Origin of the sequence: Haloferax sp. AS1 (genome assembly GCF_014530665.1) — an archaeon.
GTDB classification, from domain to species: domain Archaea; phylum Halobacteriota; class Halobacteria; order Halobacteriales; family Haloferacaceae; genus Haloferax; species Haloferax volcanii.
On sequence record NZ_SPSA01000001.1, the window covers coordinates 366,408 to 387,536 of the forward strand.

A 21,129-nucleotide genomic window follows, 5' to 3' on the forward strand; every position below is an offset into this window, starting at 1 on the left:
CCAGTCCGTGCCATGCACACCATCGGCCGCAAGTCGGACGAGGAAGGCCCGGCCTGTCGACTCGGATGCTACCGCGCCCGCGACGGGAGCGACGGCGCGACCGTCGGCCTCGACGTGAACCGTCCGCACGCGGCCGTCGTCGTCGGCAAGCGCGGCAGCGGGAAGTCCCACACGCTCGGCGTCATGGCCGAAGGACTGGCACGCGCTGCGGGCGTCGCGCCGGTCGTCATCGACCCGATGGGCGTCTTCTGTGGCCTCACCGAGTCGCCGATAGACGCGACGGTTCACGACTCGCCGCGCGTCCGCGCCGACGCGCTCCCGCCGAGCGCGTGGCCGGAGCTGCTCGGTCTCGACCCGACCGCGCCCGCGGGGTCGCTCGTCTGGCGACTCGCGGCCGAGGAAGACTCGTTGGTGGCGATGCGCGGGGCGGTCGACGACGACGACGCCGCCCCCGAGACGCGCAGAGCCGCGGCGAACCACCTCGCGTTGGCCGACTCGTGGGACGTGTTTCACCCCGAGGGACTCGACCCGCGGTCGCTCTGCGGCTCCTCACCCGACGTGCTCGACCTCTCGGGACTGGAGGCGACCCCCGCGAGCGCCGTGGTTCGCGTCGTCGCCCGCGGCCTCTACGACGCCCGCGTCGCGGGCTCGGTCTCCCGAATCCCGTGGCTGCTTCTCGACGAGGCCCACGCGTTCGCCGGCGGGCTCGCAGACCCCGCGCTTCGAACCCTTCTCACGCGCGGGCGAGCCCCCGGCGTCGGCGTCGTCCTCGCGACCCAGCGCCCCTCGGCGCTCCCCGAGGTTGCGGTCTCGCAGGCCGACCTCCGGGTCGTCCACCGACTCACCGCCGGCCCCGACGTGTCGGCGATGGCCGCCGCCGACCCGACGTACTTCGACGAGTCGCTCCGCGCTCGGCTCCCGCGGGAACGCGGCTGTGCGCTCGTCGTCGACGACACCACGGAGACCGTCCACGACGTTCGGGTTCGCCCCCGCGAGACGCCCGACGGCGGCGCGACGCCGCGGGCGGTCTCCGCGCCTGGCAGTTCCGAAACCATAGAGTAGCCTCCCCGGAGTACTGCCGTATGGACCGCTCGGAACTGGCGTTGGTCGCCCTCGGCGGGTTCGCCGGCGCGACGCTTCGCTACGCCGTCTCCGTCGCGATTCCCGGCGCGGGCGGCACGCTCGCGGTGAACGTCCTCGGGAGCTTCGCCCTCGGGACGTTCATCACGTCGGTCTCCTCCCGCCGGGCGCAGCTGTTCTTCGGAACCGGGCTGCTCTCGTCGTTCACGACGTACAGCACGTTCGCCGTCCAGACCGCGTCGCTGTCGCCGGTGGGCGGCGCGCTCAACGTCGGCGCGAACTACGCGCTCGGCTTCGCCGCCGCCGCGCTCGGCCTCGCGTTCGGGGGGCGGCGGTGACTCCCTCGCTGCTCTCGGCCGTCCTCGTCGGCGTCGGCGGGATGGGTGGCGCAGTCGCCCGGCACACCGTCGACCAGCGAGTCGTCGGCAAGTGGAGCACCGTCACCGTCAACGTCCTCGGGAGCGTCGCGCTGGGATTCATCGTCACTGCGTCCGTCGGCGACGCGGCCGCGAAGCTCGCCGGAACCGGCTTCTGCGGGGCCTTCACGACCTTTTCGTCGTTTGCGGTCGGCGTCGCGGAACTCGCAGAGGCGGGCGATTACGACACGGCCGCTCGGTACGCCTTCGGAACGTTGGTGGCGGCGTTGGTCGGCGTGGCGATTGGTGGTGTGGTCGGTGGGTTGGTTGGCTGACTGCGGAGCGCGGCGGTAGGTGGGTAATTCGTCGAAACGTACGCCCGAGGCGGGAGTTCACCGAACAGCGTGAGGTGAACTCAGGAACTCCCGTGAGTGAACGACGTGAACGAACGGGTGTGACGGGATTTGAACCTCAGTCGCTCTGCTCGCTATCGCTCGCTTCGCTCCTTGGTTCAAATCCTATCTGCCAACGTTCACAAATGTCACTCGCTGTCGCTTGGCGACGAGACGCCTCGCTGGAGGAGTTGAAATCAGAGAAGCGCCCGAGGCGGGATTTGAACCGTGCCGACGTCGCTCGTTTCTCTCGCTCGTCGTCGGGTTCAATCCCTTTTGGGGTATTCACGAGAATTACGGCCGCGCCGAGACGAGACTCGGCGCTCAGCGAGTAATTCATCGAAAAGTACGCCCGAGGCGGGATTTGAACCCGCGTCACGACCGTGACAGGGTCGTATGATGGGCCACTACACCACCCGGGCTCACTGAAGTGAGTTTGCGGTACGGAGAGCGCCCGAGGCGGGATTTGAACCCGCGTCACGACCGTGACAGGGTCGTATGATGGGCCACTACACCACCCGGGCCCTCCGTCTGCACTCATCCGTAGCCGAGGTTTATAGATAAGACTTACCATCTGGGCTGCCCTTGGCCCGCGGTACCGCGATTCTCGCCCCGAAGACATTTATATCGTGACACCCCATGCCAACGTGTGACGATTCGCGCATCTCCGGTGCGTGACTGCCGATAGCGTCGCCTTTCTTCGACGCAGTTGGCAAGGGTTAAATGGGTGCGTCCCAAAATCAGCCGTAGTATCCCGTGACAGCTTCTTCCAGCACCCAGCAGCACCATACATGGTAGACGTAAGCCAACACAAACTGGTTCCGGAACACACGAAACTCGACGACGAGGCCGTCGAGGACGTGTTACAGGAGTACAACGTCGAGAAGACGAATCTCCCGAAGATCAAGCTGAAGGACCCGGCGCTCCCCGAGGACGCAGAGCCCGGCGACGTCATCAAGATCGTTCGGAACTCTCGAACGACAGACAAAGCAGTCGTATACCGACTGGTGATTGAATGAACCGACAAGCGCGACGCGAGGTCTCTCGCAAGTACTTCTCCGAAGAACGGCTCGCTGAACACCACTTCCGCTCGTTTAACGCGTTCCTCGAACGCGGCATGATGGACGTCGTCGAGGAGAAGGCGACCATCGAAACGGACATCGGCGACAAGGAGGGCGAGGAACCCGTCTACGTCGAGCTCGGTGGCGTCCGCGTGGAGACGCCCCGCGTCCGCGAGGCCGACGGCTCCGAGGAACTGCTCTTCCCGCAGGAAGCGCGCCTGCGTAACATCACCTACTCCGCCCCCGTGTTCATGGAGATGTCCATCGTCCGCGGCGGCGAGGAAGAAGAGGAGGTCGTCGTCGACACCGCGGAGACGAAGGTCGGCCGGATGCCCATCATGGTCGGCTCCTCGAAGTGCAACATCGCGGAGCTCTCCGACGAGGACCTCGTCGAAATCGGCGAGGACCCCGTCGACCCCGGCGGCTACTTCATCGTCAACGGCTCCGAGCGCGTGCTCATGACCTCGGAGGACCTGGCGCCGAACAAGATTCTCGCCGAGTACGACACGAAGTACGGCGACGAGATTCAGGTCGCGAAGACGTTCAGCCAGCGCCGCGGCTACCGCGCGCTCGTGCTCTGTGAACGCAACCGCGAGGGACTCCTCGAAGTGTCGTTCCCGTCCGTCTCCGGGAGCGTCAACTTCGTCACGCTCGTCCGCGCGCTCGGTCTCGAATCGGACGAGGAAATCGTCCACCGCGTCTCCGACGACCCGGAGATTGTGAAGTTCATGCTCGAGAACCTCGAGGAGGCCGAGGTGCAGACCCAAGAGCAGGCCATCGAGGCGCTCGGCAAGCGCGTCGCCGGCGGGCAGGGCAAGAACTACCAGCTTAAGCGCGCCAACTACGTCATCGACCGCTACCTGCTTCCGCACCTCCACGAGGAGGGCGCGGAAGAAGAGGAGGTGCGCATGAACAAGGCGTACTACCTCTGTCGCATGGCCGAGGCGTGTTTCGAACTCGCGCTCCAGCGCCGCGACTCCGACGACAAGGACCACTACGCCAACAAGCGCCTGAAGGTCTCCGGCGACCTCATGAAGGACCTCTTCCGGACGGCGCTCAACAAGCTGGCGCGCGACGTGAAGTACCAGCTCGAACGCGCTAACATGCGGAACCGGAACCTGACGGTCAACACCGTCGTCCGGTCCGACGTGCTCACCGAGCGGCTCGAACACCCCATCGCGACGGGCAACTGGGTCGGCGGCCGCTCCGGCGTCTCCCAGCTCGTCGACCGTACCGACTACATGGGTGTGCTGTCGCACCTTCGCCGCCTTCGCAGTCCGCTGTCGCGGTCGCAGCCGCACTTCGAGGCGCGCGACCTGCACGCGACCCAGTGGGGTCGCATCTGTCCCTCCGAGACCCCCGAGGGACCGAACTGCGGGCTGGTGAAGAACTTCGCGCAGGCGATGGAGCTCTCCCAGAACGTCGAAGACGAACAGTCGCTGAAACGAGAACTCGCGTCGATGGGTGTCGAGGGTATCCCCGGCATCGACAGCGTCGACGCCGCACCCGCGGACGACTAACATGGCTCAGGCACAGCGAGAAGCGAAAGTATACGTCAACGGTAGTCTCGTCGGGACCCACCCGGACCCCAACCAACTCGCGGCACAGATTCGAGAGGCGCGCCGCCGCGGCGACGTGAGCCAGATGGTGAACGTCTCCGTCAAAGAGCGCACCCGTGAAGTCATCATCAACGCCGACGCGGGCCGCGCCCGCCGTCCGCTCATCGTCGTCGAAGACGGCGAGCCGCTCCTCGACGACGACCACGTCGAGGCGCTCGACAACGACGAACTCGACTTCGACGACCTCGTCGAGCGCGGGCTCGTCGAGTTCATCGACGCCGAGGAGGAAGAAGACATCTACGTCGCGGTCGACGAGGACGAACTCAACGAGGACCACACGCACCTCGAAATCGACCCGCAGCTCATCTTCGGCATCGGTGCCGGGATGATTCCGTACCCGGAACACAACGCCTCGCCCCGCATTACGATGGGGGCAGGGATGATGAAGCAGTCGCTGGGGCTGCCCGCGGCGAACTACCGCATCCGCCCGGACACCCGCCAGCACCTCATGCACTACCCGCAGCTCTCGATGGTCAAAACGCAGACCACGGAGCAAATCGGGTTCGACGAGCGACCCGCGGCCCAGAACTTCGTCGTGGCCGTCATGTCCTACGAGGGCTTCAACATCGAGGACGCGCTCGTCATGAACAAGGGCTCGGTCGAACGTGCCCTCGCCCGCTCGCACTTCTTCCGCACCTACGAGGGCGAAGAGCGCCGCTACCCCGGCGGTCAGGAAGACCGCTTCGAGATTCCGTCGCAGGACGTGCGCGGCGCGCGCGGCGAAGACGCGTACTCGCACCTCGACGAGGACGGCCTCGTCAACCCCGAGACGGTCGTCGACGAGAACTCCGTGCTGCTCGGCAAGACCTCGCCGCCGCGGTTCCTCGAAGAACCCGACGACATGGCGGGACTCTCGCCGCAGAAGCGCCGCGAGACCTCAGTCACGATGCGCTCGGGCGAATCCGGCGTCGTGGACACGGTCACGCTCATGGAGGGCGAAGACGGCTCGAAGCTCGCCAAGGTGTCCGTCCGCGACCAGCGCGTTCCGGAACTCGGCGACAAGTTCGCGTCCCGTCACGGACAGAAGGGCGTCGTGGGCCACCTGGCTCCCCAGGAGGACATGCCCTTCACCGCCGACGGCGTCGTTCCCGACCTCGTCCTCAACCCGCACGCCCTGCCGTCGCGCATGACGGTCGGCCACGTGCTGGAGATGCTCGGCGGGAAGGTCGGTGCGCTCGAAGGTCGCCGCGTCGACGGCACCGCCTTCCAGGGCGAAAACGAAGAGGAACTCCGCTCGGCGCTCGAAGAGCGCGGCTTCATGTCCTCCGGCAAGGAGGTCATGTACTCCGGCGTCACCGGCGAGAAGATCGAGGCCGAAATCTTCGTCGGCATCATCTTCTACCACAAGCTGTACCACATGGTGAGCAACAAGCTGCACGCCCGCTCGCGCGGTCCCGTGCAGGTGCTCACCCGCCAGCCGACGGAGGGTCGCGCCCGCGAGGGTGGCCTCCGTCTCGGGGAGATGGAGCGCGACACCGTCATCGGCCACGGGGCCGCGATGGTGCTCCAGGAGCGCCTGCTCGACTCCTCCGACAAGGAGAAGGTCTACATCTCCGCCGACACCGGCATGGTCGCCGTCGAGGACCGCGACCAGCGCCGCATCTACGACCCGGTCACCGGCGACGAGGACAACATCCACGAAATCGAGATCAGCTACGCGTTCAAGCTGCTTCTCGACGAGATGGTCGCGCTCGGCGTCCGCCCGCGAATCGAACTGAAGGACGCGGTCTAACCACTCATGTCAATGCAGACACCCAAAGAAATCGGCAGCATCCAGTTCGGGTTGATGGACCCGGAGACGTACCGAGACATGTCCGCGACGAAGGTCATCACCGCGGACACCTACGACGACGACGGCTACCCAATCGACATGGGTCTCATGGACCCGCGGCTGGGCGTCATCGACCCCGGGCTGCAATGCCGCACCTGCGGCCAGCACTCCGGGTCGTGTAACGGGCACTTCGGCCACATCGAACTGGCCGCGCCCGTCATCCACGTCGGCTTCACGAAGCTCATCCGTCGCCTGCTCCGCTCGACGTGTCGGGAGTGCGGTCGCCTCTCGCTGACGGACGAGGAAGCAGACGAGTACCGCGACAAGCTCGGTCGCACGAAGGAACTCGGCGACGACTGGAGCGACGTGATGAAGTCGGCGGTCCGGCAGGCCCGCAAGGCCAACCGCTGTCCCCACTGCGGCTCGCCGCAGCACGACATCAAACACGAGAAGCCGACGACCTACTACGAGGTCCAGAACGTGCTCGCCGGGGACTACTCCGAGCGCATCGCCGAAGCGATGCAGCCCGACCCCGACGACGAGGACGACGAGGGCGTCGACCCCGTCACCCTCGCCAACGAGACCGGTCTCGACGCCGAGCGCGTCAATCAGGTGCTCGCCGGCGAGTTCCGCCCGGTCGGCGACGACCGCAAGGCGCTCGAAAAGGCGCTCGACCTCGACCTCACCGAGGAGGACATGAACAAGCTGATGCCCTCGGACATCCGCGACTGGTTCGAGGACGTCCCGGACGAGGACCTCGTCACGCTCGGCATCGACCCCGACCGGTCGCGCCCCGAGTGGATGATTCTGACCGTCCTCCCCGTCCCGCCGGTCACGGCGCGTCCCTCCATCACGCTGGACAACGGCCAGCGCTCGGAGGACGACCTGACCCACAAGCTCGTGGACATCATCCGCATCAACCAGCGGTTCATGGAGAACCGCGAGGCGGGTGCGCCGCAGCTGATTATCGAGGACCTGTGGGAACTGCTCCAGTACCACGTCACCACGTTCATCGACAACGAGATTTCGGGCACGCCGCCGGCGCGTCACCGCTCCGGCCGCCCGCTGAAGACGCTCAGCCAGCGCCTGAAGGGCAAGGAGGGTCGCTTCCGCGGCTCCCTGTCCGGGAAGCGCGTCAACTTCTCGGCGCGTACCGTCATCTCGCCGGACCCGACGCTCTCGCTCAACGAGGTCGGCGTCCCGGACCGCGTCGCGTCCGAGATGACCCAGACGATGAACGTCACCGAGCGCAACATCGACGAGGCTCGGCAGTACGTCCGTAACGGCCCCGAGAGCCACCCCGGCGCGAACTACGTCCGCCGCCCGGACGGCCGCCGCCTGAAGGTGACAGAGAAGAACTGCGAGGAACTCGCGGAGAAGGTCGAACTCGGCTGGGAGGTCAACCGCCACCTCGTCGACGGCGACATCGTCATCTTCAACCGACAGCCGTCGCTGCACCGGATGTCCATCATGGCGCACGAAGTCGTCGTGATGCCGTACAAGACGTTCCGCCTGAACACCGTCGTCTGTCCGCCGTACAACGCCGACTTCGACGGCGACGAGATGAACATGCACGCCCTCCAGAACGAGGAGGCCCGTGCCGAGGCGCGCGTTCTCATGCGCGTCCAAGAGCAGATTCTCTCGCCGCGCTTCGGTGAGAACATCATCGGCGCGATTCAGGACCACATTTCGGGCACCTACCTGCTCACCCACGACAACCCCGAGTTCGTCGAGACGCAGGCGCTCGACCTGCTTCGCGCGACGCGCGTGGACACGCTCCCAGAGCCCGCGGGCGAAAACGAGGACGGTCAGCCCTACTGGACCGGCCAGCAGATCTTCTCCGAACTCCTGCCGGACGACCTGAACATGGAGTTCACCTCGAAGGTCGGCGACACGGTCACCATCGAGGACGGCCAACTCACGCAGGGCACAATCGACGAGGACGCCGTCGGCGCGTTCGGCGGCGAAATCGTCGACGCCCTCGCCAAGGACTACTCGAAGACGCGCTCGCGCATCTTCATCAACGAGATTGCCTCGCTGGCGATGCGCGCCATCATGCACTTCGGGCTGTCTATCGGTATCGACGACGAGTCCATCCCGGACGAGGCGACGGCGCAGGTCGACGAGGCCATCGACGCCGCCTACGACAAGATTCAGGAGCTCATCGAAATCTACGAGGCGGGCGAGCTCGAATCGCTGCCGGGTCGCTCCGTCGACGAGACGCTGGAGATGAAGATCATGCAGCGCCTCGGCAAGGCGCGCGACTCCGCCGGCGAAATCGCGGAGGACCACTTCGAGGAGGACAACCCCGCGGTCGTGATGTCGAAGTCCGGCGCGCGTGCGTCCATGCTCAACCTGACCCAGATGGCCGGCTGTGTCGGCCAGCAGGCGGTTCGGGGCGAGCGCATCAACCGCGGCTACGAGGGCCGCACCCTGAGCCACTACCAGAAAGGCGACCTCTCGGCCGAGGCCCACGGCTTCGTCGAGAACTCCTACCGCGCCGGCCTCACCCCGCGTGAGTTCTTCTTCCACGCGATGGGTGGTCGCGAAGGGCTGGTCGACACGGCAGTCCGGACCTCGAAGTCCGGGTACTTGCAGCGTCGGCTCATCAACGCGCTGTCCGAGCTCGAAGCGCAGTACGACGGCTCCGTCCGCGACACGTCGGGGACCATCGTCCAGTTCGAGTTCGGTGAGGACGGCACGAGCCCCGTGAAGGTCTCGTCCGACGACGAGACGCCTATCGACGTCGAGAACATCGCCGACCGCATCCTCACCTCGGAGTTCAGCTCCGACGAGGAGAAGGAACGCTTCCTCGGCGAGCGCGCACCGCCGACCAACCTCTCCGAGCACGCCGAACCGCGTGTCGACGCCCGTGCGGGGGTCGAATCCGATGACTGATACCGACGCAACCGCCGACTACGAGTTCGTCGACGACGCCATCGTCGACGTCGTCGAGTCCAAAGAGCTGTCTCGACGCCTGAAGGACCGCATCTACCAGACCATCGAAGAGCGCGAGGGCGTCACCCTCGACCAGGCCGGCGAAATCGCGCAGGCCGTCGAGGCGCGCTACCTCGACACCCGCGTCGACCCGCTCGACCCCGTCGGGACGGTGTCGGCGCAGTCCATCGGTGAGCCGGGGACGCAGATGACGATGAACACGTTCCACTACGCGGGCGTCGCCGAAATCGACGTCACGCAGGGGCTGCCGCGGCTCATCGAGCTGGTGGACGCGCGGAAGACCCCCGACACGCCGATGATGACGGTGTACCTCGAAGACGAGTACGCGAACAACCGCGAACTCGCCCACCAGGTCGTCTGGAACATCGAGTCCACGAAGATTCTGGCGCTCGGCGATATCTCGACGAACGTCGCCGACATGGTCGTGCAAGTCAACCTCAACGACGAGACGCTCCTCGAACGCTGGCCGACGTACGACGACGAGGGCGTCGTCGCGAGCGAGATTGCCGAAACCATCGAGGACGCGCTCGGCATCAAGACCCGCCGCGAGGGGACGCTCATCGAGTTCGGCCCCGAGAGCCCGAGCTACCGCCGGCTCCTCCAACTCGTCGAGGAGCTGCGCGACATCGTGTTCAAGGGCATCGAGGAGGTCTCCCGCGTCGTCATCCGGAAGGAGAACAACGAGGACACCGACGAAGAGGAGTTCGTCCTCTACACCGAGGGCTCGGCGTTCGGCGACGCGCTCGCCATCGAGGGCGTCGACGCTTCCCGGACCACCTCGAACAACATCCACGAGGTGCACAAGCAGCTCGGCATCGAGGCCGCCCGCGAGGCCATCATCGACGAGACGATGAACACGCTGCGCGAGCAGGGTCTCGACGACGTGAACATCCGCCACCTGATGCTCGTCGCGGACATCATGACGAACGACGGGACCATCGAGTCCATCGGCCGTCACGGTATCTCCGGGTCGAAGGACTCCGTCCTCGCCCGCGCCGCGTTCGAGGTCACGGTCAACCACCTGCTCGACGCCGCCATCCACGGCGAGGAAGACGACCTCGACGGCGTCATCGAGAACGTCATCGTCGGCAAGCCGATCGCTATCGGCACCGGCGACGTGGACCTCCGCATGGGTTCGCTCGACGTCGAGGACGCGGACGCCAACGCGGCACCCGAACCGTCCGACGACTGACGATGAAAGTTACGCTGTCGGATACGGCCCGGCGCTTCATCGCCCTCTTCGAGGAGGAGACGGAGGCGACCGCCCACGACTGTCTCGTCTTCGACGACCGGGTCGTCTTCCTCGTCGCCGCGGGCGACATGGTGACGGCCATCGGTCCGGGCGGGCGGACCGTCCAGTCGGTCGAACGCCAACTCGGCCGGACGGTCGAACTGGTCGAGGACGCCGACACGCCCGAGGCGTTCGTCGCGAGCGCGCTCGCGCCGGCGGCCGTCCGACACGTAACGCTCTCGCGGCAGAACGACACCGTCGCGTACGTCGAGGTCGCCGAAGCCGACCGCGGCGTCGCCATCGGCGCGAGCGGGAAGACCATCGACACCGCCCGCGAGTTGGCGCGTCGCCACTACGACATCGACGACATCCAGTTGACGTAACGCGGCGGCCGACTCGACCACACGTTTTTGTCCCCACCGAACGGCGAGCTACGCATGTCGTCGATACGACCGTCGGTCGGGGTCGCCGCCGGGCAACTCGACCCGACGCAGTTTGCGGACTACGAGGAGCTCGCGAGCGCGACCGCGGGGTTCGCCGCCGCGGCGGTCGTGGTCTATCTCGTCGGCCGGCTGCTGTTGGTCCCCGGCGTGACGCGACTCGTCAGCGCCCGGAACCGGAACAACCCGACGTTGCAGTCGGCGACGGAGACCTACGCGCACGCCGTCGTCATCGCGCTCGCGACGCTTGCGGGCGTCGTCGGCGCGGGCTACGCCTCGGTGCTGACCGACACCGCGCTCATCGTCGCGGCGCTGACGCTCGTCGTCGGCGTCGCCGGACAGGAGGTCATCGGCGCGCTCATCAGCGGGCTCTTTCTCGTTGCCGACCCGGACTTCAACGTCGGCGACTGGATATCGTGGCCGGGCGGCGAGGGCGTCGTCGAGGCGGTCGACTTCCGGGTCACGCGCGTGCGGACGGTGAACAACGAGACCATCTCCGTGCCGAACACGGAGCTGACGACGAACGCCCTCACCCGCCCGTACGGCCGAGAGCGCTACCGACTCACCGAACGCGTCGATATCGCGTACGCCGACGACGCGGAACTGGCGCTCCGCGAACTCGTCGAGACGGCGCGGGAGGACGACCGCGTGCTGGACGACCCGGAGCCGACCGCGCGCATCGTCGAGTTCGCCGGGAGTTCGGTCGGGCTCCAGACGGAGTTCTGGGTCGGCTCGCCGATGGACGCAAATCTCGTCGATGTTCGCTCGCAGTACCGACGGCGCGTCAAGCGACGGTTCGACGAGGAGGGGCTGACGCTCGGGCCGGCGTCGGGCCGCGAAGTCAGCGGCCGCCTCGACGTGGACCTCGTCGGGGGGCGCGACGGCGAGTGAGCCGCCCGCGAGACCGGAAACCCCCCGGTGTGGCGGTCGTTCGCATGCGTGGGTGAAACGACACCATCTCCGGGCGGTTTAGTCCCTCTTCGACGCGGAGGCGCCGTCGTTCGAATCTACGAAACGACCTCAGATGCCTCCTTAGGGGTCGCTAATCGCTCCTGAAGCCGTCTCGTCGGATTCGAAAAGGGAGGCTTAAGTAGCTCCATCCGGAACTGTTGTTCACTATGGCGAACGGCAAATACGCCGCGCGCAAGCTCAAGCAGGACCGGCAGAAGCGCCGCTGGTCCGACTCTGAGTACGCGCGCCGTGAGCGCGGTCTCGGCAAGAAGTCCGACCCGCTCGAGGGTGCCCCGCAGGGTCGCGGCATCGTCCTCGAGAAGGTCGGTATCGAAGCAAAGCAGCCGAACTCGGCGATTCGGAAATGTGTCCGTGTTCAGCTCATCAAGAACGGAAAGCAGGTCACCGCCTTCTGTCCCGGTGACGGCGCGATTTCGTTCATCGACGAGCACGACGAAGTTACCATCGCCGGTATCGGTGGCGCGAAGGGTCGCGCGATGGGTGACCTTTCGGGTGTCAACTACAAGGTCGAGAAGGTCAACGGCGTCTCGATGATCGAACTCGTCCGCGGGAACGCCGAAAAGCCGGTGCGCTAACCATGTCGGAAAGCGACGCACCCGAACCCGAGTCCCCGGCGAGCAGCGAGGAAGCGAAGGAGAACGCGCTTCTGTTCGGCGTCTGGGACGTCTCCGAGATGGAGTACACCGACCCCAGCATGAGCCGGTACATCAAGGCGACGCCCATCGCCCACACGATGGGTCGTCACGCCTCGAAGCAGTTCCAGAAGTCCGAAATCAGCATCGTCGAGCGGCTCATCAACCGCCTGATGCAGACCGAGGACAACACGGGACACAAGCAGAAGACGAGCAAAATCGTCAAGGACGCGTTCGAAATCGTCAACGAGCGCACCGAGGAGAACCCCGTGCAGGTGCTCATCCGCGCGGTCGAGAACGCCGGTCCCCGCGAGGAGACCGTCCGCCTCAAGTACGGCGGCATCTCGGTCCCGCAGGCCGTCGACGTCGCCCCGCAGCGCCGCGTCGACGAGGCGCTGAAGTTCATCGCGCAGGGCACGCTCAGCGGCTCCTACAAGACGACGACCACCGCCGCCGAGGCGCTCGCACAGCAGCTCATCGGCGCGGCCGACTACGACGTCCAGACGTACGCTATCTCCCAGAAAGAGGAGAAAGAGCGCGTCGCCGAAGCCGCCCGGTAATCTCTCCACTCTCTTTCGTTTTTCACTGCGCCGAGTGGCGACGCCGTACGCCGGCACGCCACGCTCGCGGACCGTTCGCCCGTCCGCTCGCGGTCGGTGCGCGGCGCTCAGTCGGCGGCCACTCCGGGGTTGACGACGTAGCGTTTCACCACGTCGACGAGCGTCCGGCGGTACTCGCTTTTCGAGGGGTCGGCGGCGAGCGTTCGGAACCGCTCTTTGAACGTGTCGAGCGACACCGACGGCGCGTCGTCGGCCGCGGCGTGCGCGAGGTCGTACAGCCGGTGGTCCGACCCGACGAGGTCGTGTCGCTCCACGAGCGCGAGCGCAAACGCGGCGTTCACGGCCGTGATTTCGGGGTCCGACCCGGCGGTGACGAGCCGAGAGCCCGGCCGCCCGGACGCCTGCGGCCGGTCGGCGAGCGCCGCGGCCAATTGCGATTCGAGGAACTGCACGAGTTTGTCCGCGGGCGCGACAGACAGCGTCAGGTCGTCGGCGTAGATGTCCTTGCAGTGGTTGGCAATCTGATAGCAGTGCGCGAGCTTTCGGCGCTCGACGGTCCGGCCCGCGAGCGCGAGAAAGACCGCCTCGCGCGTCGACTGGTAGTGCGAGACGTGGCCTTCCTCGTTTCGGGCCATGTGCGAGAGCTCGTGGAGCGCGAGCTCGCGGGCCATCGCGCTGGTGGCGGCCTGTCGGGAGATGTTGAGGACGTGACGGTCCTGATAGTGGCCGGCCCACGTTCGGGAGTCTGGGTCGTCCCGCACGCGCACGAACACGGGGTACGAAAGCTCGAACTCGGTTTCGAACAGGTCGGCGGCGCTCAAGAACGGGTCTGCCGGTGCGCCCCCGACGACTCGGAGGTCCATTCAAGTTGAGGAATGTTATCAACCAACATGACTCTTGCGCCGAGCGCGGCGACGAGATTCGCGTCCGGCGGACAGTCGCGCCTATCGTGACAAAAATGCTCATACCCCGGCGGTAGGGCGGCTGAAAATGGGAAATCCGCTCGGAAAAAACACTACTCTTTTGACCCTCCTGCCGGTAGACCCCTGTATAATGGGCCGACGAAAGAAGATCGTCCAGGAATGTGAGAAACTGATGGACAAGCCGGAGCAGATCCGGAACATCGCCATCGCCGCTCACGTCGACCACGGTAAGACGACCCTCTCCGACAACCTCCTCGCAGGTGCGGGCATGATCTCCGACGAGACTGCCGGCCAGCAGCTCGCGATGGACACGAAGGAAGACGAACAGGAACGCGGCATCACCATCGACGCCGCAAACGTCTCGATGACCCACGAATGGGAAGGCGAGAACCACCTCATCAACCTCATCGACACGCCGGGCCACGTCGACTTCGGTGGCGACGTGACCCGCGCGATGCGCGCCGTCGACGGCGCGCTCGTCGTCGTCGACGCCGTCGAGGGAGCCATGCCGCAGACCGAGACGGTCCTGCGTCAGGCGCTCCGCGAGGGCGTCAAGCCGGCGCTTTTCATCAACAAGGTCGACCGCCTCATCAACGAACTGCAGGAAGGTCCCGAGGAGATGCAGAAGCGCCTCGTCGACGTCATCTCCGACGTCAACGAGCTTATCCGCGGGATGACCGAGGAGAAGGACTACGACTGGACGGTCTCCGTCGAAGACGGCACCGTCGCCTTCGGGTCCGCCCTCTACAAGTGGGGCGTCTCCATGCCGTCGATGGAGGAGACCGGCATCTCCTTCGGCGACATCATGGAACTCGAACGCGGCGGCGACCGCCAGGAACTCCACGAGCGCACGCCGCTTTCGGACGTCGTCCTCGACATGGTCGCGGAGCACTTCCCCAACCCGCTCGACGCCCAGCCCCGTCGTATCCCGACGGTCTGGCGCGGTGACTCCGAGTCCGACCTCGCGCGCCAGATGCGCGAAGTCGACGACGACGGCGAAGTCGTCTTCATGGCGACCGACATCTCGATGGACCCCCACGCGGGCGAAATCGCCACGGGTCGCCTGTTCTCCGGGACCATCCGCAAGGGCCAGGAGCTCTACGTCTCCGGGACCGCGGGCAAGAACCGCGTCCAGTCCGTCGGTGTGTTCATGGGCGGCGAGCGCGAGGAACTCGACCGCGGCGTTCCCGCGGGGAACATCGCGGCCGTCACGGGGCTCCGTGACGCCATCGCGGGTTCCACCGTCTCGTCCGTCGAGATGACGCCGTTCGAGTCCATCGAGCACATCTCCGAGCCTGTCATCACGAAGTCCGTCGAGGCAGAGCGCATGGACGACCTGCCGAAGCTCATCCAGACGCTCCAGCAGGTCGCAAAGGAGGACCCGACCATCCGCATCGAGATTAACGAGGACACGGGCGAGCACCTCATCTCCGGTCAGGGCGAGCTCCACCTCGAAGTCATCACCCAGCGTATCCGCGACAACCAGGGCATCCCGGTCCGCACCGGTGAGCCGATTGTCGTCTACCGCGAGCAGGTCCAGGGCGAGTCCCACGAGGTCGAAGGTGTCTCCCCGAACCGCCACAACAAGTTCTACATCACGGCGGAGCCCCTCTCGCAGGACATCGTCGACTCCATCAAGCTCGGTGAGATTTCGATGGACATGCCCGAACTGGAGCGCCGCGAGGCGCTGCAGGAAGCCGGCATGGACAAGGACACGTCCCAGAACGTCGAACACATCCACGGGACGAACATCCTCATCGACGACACGAAGGGTATCCAGCACCTCAACGAGACGATGGAACTCGTCATCGAGGGTCTCGAAGAGGCGCTCGACGACGGTCCGCTCGCCGCGGAACCCGTTCAGGGGACGCTCCTGCGACTCCACGACGCGCGGCTCCACGAGGACACCATCCACCGCGGTCCCGCCCAGGTTATCCCTGCGACGCGCGACGCGGTCCACCGCGCGCTCATCGCGGGCCAGGTGAAGCTCCTCGAACCCATCCAGAACGTCCGCATCGACGTTCCGTCCGAGTACATGGGCTCGGCCTCCGGCGAGATTCAGGGTCGCCGCGGCCGCGTCGACGACATGTACCAGGAGGGTGACCTCATGGTCATCGAGGGCATCGCACCCGTCGAAGAGATGATCGGCTTCTCGTCTGACGTGCGCTCCGCGACGGAAGGTCGCGCCTCCTGGAACACGGAGAACGCCGGCTTCCGCGTGCTCTCGGACAACCTCCAGCGCGAGAAGATTATGGAGATCCGCGAGCGCAAGGGCATGAAGCTCGAGCTCTCGCAGGCTATCGACTACATCTAAGCGCGACCCTTCGCGCTTTCTTTCGTTTTTTCACCCGGGCAGCGATAGCCCCGGTCCGTCGGCCCCATCCGCGCCGCATCTACCGTTCGCTTCGCTTCTCGGCGGCCGTCTGTGACACATGCCAGCACGCTCCCGGCGTCGGCAAACCGTGTCGGCTGCGAAGGCTTATACCGCGTGGCCGAATCACGGGTAGATATGCGTAAGGGTACGTCTCTCGACTCCTGGCGCGACGACGCGAAACCACGACCGAACCGCGCGTCGCGGACAACAGCGTCGGGACGGCCCACGGAGGTGGGGCGATGAGCGCACAGGACCTCGACGGCGAGAGCGACGCCGAGGCCGACGGAAGCGGCGAGATGCCGAAACCGCACACGATTCGGCTCGAACTCGTCGACGAGCCCGGACAGCTTTTGGCCGCGCTCAAGCCCATCTCCGACAACGGCGGGAATCTGCTTTCCATCTTCCACGAGCGCGGGAGCCTGACGCCGCGCGGACACATCCCCGTGGAGGTCGACCTCGAATGCCCGCCCGACCGCTTCGCGCGTATCGTCGAGGCGCTCCGCGACGCTGGCGTCAACGTCATCCGCGCCGGCGCGGAGCACTTCGGCGAAGAGGTGATGGTTATCCTCGTCGGCGACATCGTCGACTCCGACCTCTCGGACACGCTCCACCGAATCGAGTCCTCGGCGGACGCGACGCTTCAGGACCTGTCGCTGTCCGCCCGCGAGGGGACCGACGAGGCGTCGAGCGCCCGGCTCCGACTCGCGGTCCGCTCCGGGCGCGTCGACGAGACGCTCGGGGTCGTCCGTGACATCGCCGCCGAGAAGGAGCTACACGTCGTCGAACCGCTCGCGGAGGGGTCCCAATGAGCCTCAGACTCGCCGTGCTCGGCGCGGGCGCGGTCGGCGGCTCGGTGCTCGACCTCGCGGGCGACTACGGGCACGAGGTCGTCGCCTTCGCGGACTCGTCGTCCTCCGTGGTCGACCCGGACGGTCTCGACCCGAGCGCGGTCCACGACCGCAAGGAACGCGAGGGCGTGGTCGGCGGGGCGGACCCCGGAGCGGTGTTCGACGCCGACTACGACGTGTTAGTGGAGGCGACGCCGACGACGCTCGGCGACGCCGAACCCGGCTTCTCGCACGTCGAGCGGGCGCTGGCCGACGACCGCCACGTGGTGCTCGCGAACAAAGGCCCGGTCGCGGAACGGTACGCCGACCTGCGCGCGCTCGAAGCCGAAAGCGGAGGGACGGTGCAGTTCGAGGCGGCCGTCGGCGGCGCGATTCCCATCCTCTCGACTATCTCGGACCTCGGCGCGCCGCACGTGACCGCCGCGCGCGGCGTGCTGAACGGGACGGCGAACTTCATCCTCTCGCGGATGGCCGCCGAGGGACTCGATTACGAGCACGTCCTCGCGGAGGCGCAGGACCTCGGCGTCGCGGAGGCCGACCCGACCTTCGACGTCGACGGCATCGACGCCGCGCTGAAGTTCGTCATCCTCGCGAACGTCCTCTCCGACGGCGAGACGGAGTACGCGCTCGACGACGCCGCAGTCGAGGGAATCCGCAACGTCCCGGGGACGGCGCTCGACCTCGCCGCCGAGGACGGCCGGACGGTCAGACTCATCGGTGAGGCGACCGCCGACGGGGTTCGCGTGGCTCCGCGGCTGATTCCGCAGGGCTCCGCGCTGTCGGTCACGGGCACGCAGAACATCGTCCAGTTGGAGACCAAACACGCGGGGCAGCTGAACATCAGCGGCCGCGGAGCGGGCGGTCCCGAGACGGCGACGGCCGTCTTGTCCGACGTTTCTCGGCTCGAATAGGCGTACAGAGGGCTCGTACCTCTCGTTTTCTTCGACTGTCGACTTCAGCTAAACTCCCTGCCCCTACGACCGTGGTATGGTTCCGCAAATCGCAGTACGGCGGTTAGACGGCCCGTAGCGCGTATCGAAATCGTTTTAGGGGTTTCAGCAAAAACATTCCCCACAGAGCGCCTTAGCGCGTGACCACACCAATGAGCGACAAACCCCACCAGAACCTGGCCATTATCGGCCACGTCGACCACGGTAAGAGTACGCTCGTCGGCCGACTCCTGTTCGAGACCGGCTCCGTCCCGGAGCACGTCATCGAGCAGCACCGAGAGGAAGCCGAGGAGAAGGGCAAGGGCGGATTCGAATTCGCCTACGTCATGGACAACCTCGCCGAAGAGCGCGAGCGCGGTGTCACCATCGACATCGCCCACCAGGAGTTCGACACGGACGAGTTCTACTTCACCATCGTCGACTGTCCTGGCCACCGCGACTTCGTCAAGAACATGATCACCGGTGCTTCGCAGGCTGACAACGCGGTACTCGTCGTCGCCGCCGACGACGGTGTCGCGCCGCAGACCCGCGAGCACGTCTTCCTCGCCCGCACGCTGGGCATCGGCGAACTCATCATCGCGGTCAACAAGATGGACGTCGTCGATTACAGCGAAGACAAGTACAAGGACGTCAAGGAGCAGGTCAACAAGCTCCTCAAGCAGGTCCGCTTCAACTCCGACGACGCGACCTACGTCCCGATTTCGGCCTTCGAGGGCGACAACATCGCCGAGCGCTCCGACAACACGTCGTGGTACGACGGCGACATCCTCCTCGAAGCACTCAACAACCTGCCGGCACCGCAGCCGCCGACGGACGCGCCGCTGCGCCTGCCCATCCAGGACGTCTACACCATCTCCGGCATCGGTACGGTCCCGGTCGGCCGTATCGAGACGGGTACCCTCAACCCCGGCGACAACGTGAGCTTCCAGCCCTCTGACGTCGGCGGCGAGGTCAAGACCGTCGAGATGCACCACGAGGAAGTCGACCAGGCCGGACCTGGCGACAACGTTGGTTTCAACGTTCGTGGCGTCGGCAAGGACGACATCCGCCGCGGCGACGTCTGTGGCCCGGCCGACGACCCGCCGAAGGTCGCCGAGACGTTCAAGGCGCAGGTCGTCGTCATGCAGCACCCCTCGGTCATCACCGCTGGCTACACGCCGGTCTTCCACGCCCACACGGCGCAGGTCGCGTGTACCATCGAGTCCATCGACCAGAAGCTCGACCCCGCGTCGGGTGAGGTCGCTGAGGAGAACCCGGACTTCATCAAGTCCGGCGACGCTGCCATCGTGACCGTCCGTCCGCAGAAGCCGCTCAGCATCGAGCCGTCCTCCGAGATTCCGGAGCTCGGCAGCTTCGCTGTCCGTGACATGGGTCAGACCATCGCGGCCGGCAAAGTGCTCGAAGTCAACGAGCGATAACGATGCAACAGGCACGCGTTCGGCTCGCCGGCACGAGTCCGGAAGACCTCGACGATATCTGCGACGACGTCCGCGAGATCGCGAACAAGACGGGCGTCAACCTCAGCGGGCCGATCCCGCTGCCCACGAAAACGCTCGAAGTCCCCGCCCGCAAATCGCCTGACGGCGAGGGGACGGCGACGTGGGAGCACTGGGAGATGCGCGTCCACAAGCGTCTCATCGACCTCGACGCTGACGAACGCGCTCTGCGCCAGCTGATGCGCGTTCAGGTTCCGAACGACGTCAGCATCGAGATCGTCCTCGAAGACTAACGACGGCGCTGTCCGGGCTCTCCCGGGCCGCCCGTTCGTGACGGCCCGCCCGTCACACTCGCGGTTGTCGAGGCGCGCGTCCGGAGGACTCTGCCTCCGAGCTGACTTTCAGCGCTAAGGCGCGTGTCATCTCACTTCCGTTCGACGCGCGAGCAGACGCCCGCAGAATCGCCCGACGGAACGGGATGCTATCGCATGCCCGACTGCGGACAAAACATAGGGTATAAGTGTATCCCACGACTCCGTGGGAATGAGGGCTCGTAGATCAGTGGCAGATCGCTTCCTTCGCAAGGAAGAGGCCCGGGGTTCAAATCCCCGCGAGTCCATCAAATTTTAACTCGCTTTCGAAGGTTCCAAAAACCGGAGCGACAGCTTTCGTAGCTCCATTTCTCGCGTTCGGGAAGTCGGAAGAAAGACCCCGCCTATCGAGAGTTCACGAGACTCGGTTAGTCGGGTCTCCGCTGTCCGTCGATAAATCGAGTGATTTCGGGGGTCAGCGATGAGACGGTTCTGTCCGTCCTGTGGGTCCCGTCTCGCGACGACGACGAGTCGCGGCGGACTCCCTCGTCGTACCTGTCCCGAGTGCAACGGGGGTGGAGCGTAGTGCAGTATCTCGACTTCAAACGCGAGCGTGACGAGGCGACGACCTCGTGGGAGCGAGGCGACCCTGTCGCCGCGCTGGTCGAGCGCACCGGTCCGACGACCTATCTCGTTACCCTGCCGGGTGGCGAGACGCACGCCGTCGAGTACGGCAAGGAGCGCGGTGCTCGTGTCGGCGGGTGCGACTGCAAGGGCTTCGAGTTCCGCGACGACGAGGACTCGCCGTGCGCCCACCTGTGCGTCCTGCGGAAAGCCGAGTGGTCACACAACCACTTCGGAGACGCCGCCGGGCGCGATGTCACCGACGACCCCATCACCGCCCACGATACCGCCGAGCACGTCGCACCGAACGCAACCGAACCCGAGCCCGACCTTGTCGCCGACGGTGGTGACATCGTCGAGGCACCGACCACCGGACACGACGGGCGCGTCTTCGGCCGCCCGGAGGACCAGCTATGACCTGCACCACCTACTCCCGAGCACCAGCACCACGAGTCGACCAGCCCCGGCGCTCACGCGGGCGCGCACACCCCCGCGCGAATAGGCCTCCTCGTACGACCACGGGGGGGCGTACTGCCATACTCCGTATCCCCGCCCCGTCTGCGTATTACGGGTGTGATACGATGCAGTACA

At 66.1% G+C, this 21,129-nt stretch carries 19 protein-coding genes and 3 tRNA genes; 19 read left to right on the forward strand and 3 right to left on the reverse strand.

Going from position 1 to position 21,129, the window contains the following annotated elements:
- Window positions 1-12 precede the first annotated feature (12 nt).
- Genes E4P24_RS01920 through E4P24_RS01930 form a run of 3 tightly spaced genes read left to right on the forward strand, consistent with a single transcriptional unit; the run spans window position 13 to window position 1,771 of the window.
- On the forward strand, window positions 13-1,062 hold the full coding sequence (locus E4P24_RS01920) for an ATP-binding protein (RefSeq protein ID WP_188148029.1): 1,050 nt from the start codon (window positions 13-15) through the stop codon (window positions 1,060-1,062).
- A 20-nt stretch (window positions 1,063-1,082) separates the two neighbouring features.
- Window positions 1,083-1,418, forward strand: a complete 336-nt coding sequence (locus tag E4P24_RS01925; protein ID WP_004065342.1) for a CrcB family protein — start codon at window positions 1,083-1,085, stop codon at window positions 1,416-1,418.
- Entirely contained in the window at window positions 1,415-1,771 is a 357-nt protein-coding gene (locus E4P24_RS01930) for a CrcB family protein (protein WP_006600745.1), read from the forward strand. The genes E4P24_RS01925 and E4P24_RS01930 overlap by 4 nt, the downstream gene beginning before the upstream one ends.
- A 406-nt stretch (window positions 1,772-2,177) precedes the next feature.
- On the opposite strand, the gene E4P24_RS01935 is transcribed toward E4P24_RS01930, so the two are convergent.
- Both E4P24_RS01935 and E4P24_RS01940 read right to left on the reverse strand, forming a co-directional pair.
- Window positions 2,178-2,250: transfer RNA gene (locus E4P24_RS01935), tRNA-Asp, on the reverse strand.
- Window positions 2,251-2,279: 29 nt separating this feature from the next.
- Window positions 2,280-2,352 (reverse strand) — tRNA-Asp (locus E4P24_RS01940).
- A gap of 267 nt (window positions 2,353-2,619) precedes the next feature.
- On the opposite strand from E4P24_RS01940, the gene E4P24_RS01945 reads away from it, so the two are divergent.
- The 9 genes from E4P24_RS01945 (at window position 2,620) to E4P24_RS01985 (ending at window position 13,072) form a co-directional block, all read left to right on the forward strand.
- On the forward strand, window positions 2,620-2,847 hold the full coding sequence (locus tag E4P24_RS01945) for a DNA-directed RNA polymerase subunit H (RefSeq protein WP_004044577.1): 228 nt from the start codon (window positions 2,620-2,622) through the stop codon (window positions 2,845-2,847).
- Window positions 2,844-4,409, forward strand: a complete 1,566-nt coding sequence (locus E4P24_RS01950) for a DNA-directed RNA polymerase subunit B'' (RefSeq protein WP_004044576.1) — start codon at window positions 2,844-2,846, stop codon at window positions 4,407-4,409. Before E4P24_RS01945 ends, E4P24_RS01950 begins: the two co-directional genes overlap by 4 nt.
- Before the next feature lies 1 nt (window position 4,410).
- A complete protein-coding gene (gene rpoB, locus E4P24_RS01955) occupies window positions 4,411-6,240 on the forward strand; it encodes a DNA-directed RNA polymerase subunit B (protein ID WP_004044575.1) in 1,830 nt (609 codons plus the stop codon).
- Between the two features lie 12 nt (window positions 6,241-6,252).
- Window positions 6,253-9,177 (forward strand): DNA-directed RNA polymerase subunit A', encoded by a 2,925-nt coding sequence (locus tag E4P24_RS01960; RefSeq protein WP_006600744.1) that lies wholly within the window; start codon window positions 6,253-6,255, stop codon window positions 9,175-9,177.
- Window positions 9,170-10,429, forward strand: coding sequence for a DNA-directed RNA polymerase subunit A'' (gene rpoA2 / locus E4P24_RS01965; protein ID WP_004044573.1), 1,260 nt, complete (start codon window positions 9,170-9,172; stop codon window positions 10,427-10,429). The genes E4P24_RS01960 and rpoA2 overlap by 8 nt, the downstream gene beginning before the upstream one ends.
- A 2-nt stretch (window positions 10,430-10,431) precedes the next feature.
- Complete coding sequence (locus E4P24_RS01970; RefSeq protein WP_188148030.1) at window positions 10,432-10,851, forward strand: NusA-like transcription termination signal-binding factor; 420 nt, start codon at window positions 10,432-10,434, stop codon at window positions 10,849-10,851.
- A 54-nt stretch (window positions 10,852-10,905) separates the two neighbouring features.
- Entirely contained in the window at window positions 10,906-11,799 is an 894-nt protein-coding gene (locus E4P24_RS01975; RefSeq protein WP_004065338.1) for a mechanosensitive ion channel family protein, read from the forward strand.
- A gap of 227 nt (window positions 11,800-12,026) precedes the next feature.
- Window positions 12,027-12,455, forward strand: coding sequence for a 30S ribosomal protein S12 (locus E4P24_RS01980; protein WP_004044570.1), 429 nt, complete (start codon window positions 12,027-12,029; stop codon window positions 12,453-12,455).
- 2 nt (window positions 12,456-12,457) lie between these two features.
- Window positions 12,458-13,072, forward strand: coding sequence for a 30S ribosomal protein S7 (locus E4P24_RS01985; protein WP_004044569.1), 615 nt, complete (start codon window positions 12,458-12,460; stop codon window positions 13,070-13,072).
- 107 nt (window positions 13,073-13,179) lie between these two features.
- Here the strand turns inward: E4P24_RS01985 and E4P24_RS01990 are convergent, their stop codons facing one another.
- Complete coding sequence (locus E4P24_RS01990; protein ID WP_004065337.1) at window positions 13,180-13,935, reverse strand: DUF5781 family protein; 756 nt, start codon at window positions 13,933-13,935, stop codon at window positions 13,180-13,182.
- A 190-nt stretch (window positions 13,936-14,125) separates the two neighbouring features.
- On the opposite strand from E4P24_RS01990, the gene E4P24_RS01995 reads away from it, so the two are divergent.
- From E4P24_RS01995 to E4P24_RS02030, 7 genes are all read left to right on the forward strand, one after another.
- Window positions 14,126-16,309, forward strand: coding sequence for an elongation factor EF-2 (locus E4P24_RS01995; RefSeq protein WP_004044567.1), 2,184 nt, complete (start codon window positions 14,126-14,128; stop codon window positions 16,307-16,309).
- 299 nt (window positions 16,310-16,608) lie between these two features.
- A complete protein-coding gene (locus E4P24_RS02000) occupies window positions 16,609-17,178 on the forward strand; it encodes a hypothetical protein (protein ID WP_004065336.1) in 570 nt (189 codons plus the stop codon).
- The gene (locus tag E4P24_RS02005) at window positions 17,175-18,128 is read left to right on the forward strand and encodes a homoserine dehydrogenase (protein WP_115802112.1); all 954 of its coding nucleotides are present in this window, start codon (window positions 17,175-17,177) and stop codon (window positions 18,126-18,128) included. Before E4P24_RS02000 ends, E4P24_RS02005 begins: the two co-directional genes overlap by 4 nt.
- A 191-nt stretch (window positions 18,129-18,319) precedes the next feature.
- Window positions 18,320-19,585, forward strand: coding sequence for a translation elongation factor EF-1 subunit alpha (tuf, locus tag E4P24_RS02010; RefSeq protein WP_004044564.1), 1,266 nt, complete (start codon window positions 18,320-18,322; stop codon window positions 19,583-19,585).
- Window positions 19,586-19,587: 2 nt separating this feature from the next.
- The gene (gene rpsJ / locus E4P24_RS02015) at window positions 19,588-19,896 is read left to right on the forward strand and encodes a 30S ribosomal protein S10 (RefSeq protein ID WP_004044563.1); all 309 of its coding nucleotides are present in this window, start codon (window positions 19,588-19,590) and stop codon (window positions 19,894-19,896) included.
- Window positions 19,897-20,150: 254 nt separating this feature from the next.
- Window positions 20,151-20,222, forward strand: a tRNA-Ala gene (locus tag E4P24_RS02020).
- 277 nt (window positions 20,223-20,499) lie between these two features.
- The gene (locus E4P24_RS02030; RefSeq protein WP_144859278.1) at window positions 20,500-20,955 is read left to right on the forward strand and encodes a hypothetical protein; all 456 of its coding nucleotides are present in this window, start codon (window positions 20,500-20,502) and stop codon (window positions 20,953-20,955) included.
- Window positions 20,956-21,129 lie beyond the last annotated feature (174 nt).

What these genes read in the sequence shown, in the direction of transcription:
- E4P24_RS01925 (WP_004065342.1), top strand. Translation starts at nt 1,083, where the DNA reads ATGGACCGCTCGGAACTGGCGTTGGTCGCCCTCGGCGGGTTCGCCGGC.
- rpoA2 (WP_004044573.1), top strand. Translation starts at nt 9,170, where the DNA reads ATGACTGATACCGACGCAACCGCCGACTACGAGTTCGTCGACGACGCC.
- rpoB (WP_004044575.1), top strand. Translation starts at nt 4,411, where the DNA reads ATGGCTCAGGCACAGCGAGAAGCGAAAGTATACGTCAACGGTAGTCTC.
- rpsJ (WP_004044563.1), top strand. Translation starts at nt 19,588, where the DNA reads ATGCAACAGGCACGCGTTCGGCTCGCCGGCACGAGTCCGGAAGACCTC.
- E4P24_RS01985 (WP_004044569.1), top strand. Translation starts at nt 12,458, where the DNA reads ATGTCGGAAAGCGACGCACCCGAACCCGAGTCCCCGGCGAGCAGCGAG.
- E4P24_RS02000 (WP_004065336.1), top strand. Translation starts at nt 16,609, where the DNA reads ATGAGCGCACAGGACCTCGACGGCGAGAGCGACGCCGAGGCCGACGGA.
- E4P24_RS01970 (WP_188148030.1), top strand. Translation starts at nt 10,432, where the DNA reads ATGAAAGTTACGCTGTCGGATACGGCCCGGCGCTTCATCGCCCTCTTC.
- E4P24_RS01980 (WP_004044570.1), top strand. Translation starts at nt 12,027, where the DNA reads ATGGCGAACGGCAAATACGCCGCGCGCAAGCTCAAGCAGGACCGGCAG.
- E4P24_RS01920 (WP_188148029.1), top strand. Translation starts at nt 13, where the DNA reads ATGCACACCATCGGCCGCAAGTCGGACGAGGAAGGCCCGGCCTGTCGA.
- E4P24_RS01960 (WP_006600744.1), top strand. Translation starts at nt 6,253, where the DNA reads ATGCAGACACCCAAAGAAATCGGCAGCATCCAGTTCGGGTTGATGGAC.
- E4P24_RS01995 (WP_004044567.1), top strand. Translation starts at nt 14,126, where the DNA reads ATGGGCCGACGAAAGAAGATCGTCCAGGAATGTGAGAAACTGATGGAC.
- tuf (WP_004044564.1), top strand. Translation starts at nt 18,320, where the DNA reads ATGAGCGACAAACCCCACCAGAACCTGGCCATTATCGGCCACGTCGAC.
- E4P24_RS01975 (WP_004065338.1), top strand. Translation starts at nt 10,906, where the DNA reads ATGTCGTCGATACGACCGTCGGTCGGGGTCGCCGCCGGGCAACTCGAC.
- E4P24_RS01950 (WP_004044576.1), top strand. Translation starts at nt 2,844, where the DNA reads ATGAACCGACAAGCGCGACGCGAGGTCTCTCGCAAGTACTTCTCCGAA.
- E4P24_RS01990 (WP_004065337.1), bottom strand. Translation starts at nt 13,935, where the DNA reads ATGGACCTCCGAGTCGTCGGGGGCGCACCGGCAGACCCGTTCTTGAGC.
- E4P24_RS01945 (WP_004044577.1), top strand. Translation starts at nt 2,620, where the DNA reads ATGGTAGACGTAAGCCAACACAAACTGGTTCCGGAACACACGAAACTC.
- E4P24_RS02005 (WP_115802112.1), top strand. Translation starts at nt 17,175, where the DNA reads ATGAGCCTCAGACTCGCCGTGCTCGGCGCGGGCGCGGTCGGCGGCTCG.